Raw genomic sequence first — 832 nt, 5'->3', positions numbered from 1 at the left:
CTGTCATGCCTCAGCGAAGTGTTGAGAGACGCTTAAATAGCCCTTATTGTAAAAAACATTCAGAACAACTTGAATGCCAGCCTTAAGTCTTGCTTCAGTAGAGAAAGCCTTGAATTTACACCAAATAAAGCACCAGGTTGATGAGTTTGAGAAAGCCTTGTCCGTCCTTACGTGACAAGGTTTTCTTTTTATGCCGCGTCGTTATAACGTTGCTGTTTTGCTTGCTCGATGACATTCAAAAGATCCGATTGTAACCAACGCGATAAAAAACCAAATTTTAAAGGTTTTGGGAGAGAGCCATTGGTAACATGACGGCGGAATGTTGAGACACTCATATGAAGCAGTTTTGCACTTTCACGGTCTGTTAAAAGAATATCATTTTCTGTCATACTAAAATCCTTTCAAAAGTAAAAAATGAGAACAAATCATAACTATTTATTAACCACATTTTGGTTCATTTTTGAAGGTATTTTATTTATAGAAAACAATATTTTATCATAGTTTTTCTGATGTGATAATTTATGACTCTTATTGAGAAAGAATGAGAGAAAAGAGAGCTAAAGTTATCCACAGATCATGGGGTTATTCACCCCATATTTTAGGTTTGACCCGTGACATAAGCCGCCCATTTATCCATATAGACACGGCGCTGTTCTAGATAGTCAGTACGACGATAGGAGCGCTCTACTTGTCCTCCTACTGTATGACTTAGAATAGTTTCAGCGACCTCATAGGGGGCATCAGTTGTTTCAGCAAGCCAATCGCGTAAACTAGAGCGAAAACCATGCGGGCAGGCTTCAAGTTTATTGTCTCTCATATATTGAGCCATACA

1 protein-coding gene and 1 pseudogene are annotated in these 832 nt (G+C 38.3%); both read right to left on the bottom strand.

What is annotated here, in order from left to right:
* Positions 1-188: 188 nt before the first annotated feature.
* Positions 189-389, bottom strand: a complete 201-nt coding sequence (locus ACFIQC_RS09990) for an AlpA family transcriptional regulator (protein WP_015856172.1) — start codon at positions 387-389, stop codon at positions 189-191.
* Positions 390-598: 209 nt separating this feature from the next.
* Positions 599-832 (bottom strand): annotated as a pseudogene (locus ACFIQC_RS09985) (integrase); the annotation flags it as partial.

Source organism: Bartonella sp. AA126HLJHH (assembly GCF_042197425.1).
Lineage (GTDB): Bacteria > Pseudomonadota > Alphaproteobacteria > Rhizobiales > Rhizobiaceae > Bartonella.
Note: the sequence above shows the minus strand (reverse complement) of the source record. Positions and strands in the feature narration are given on the sequence as shown.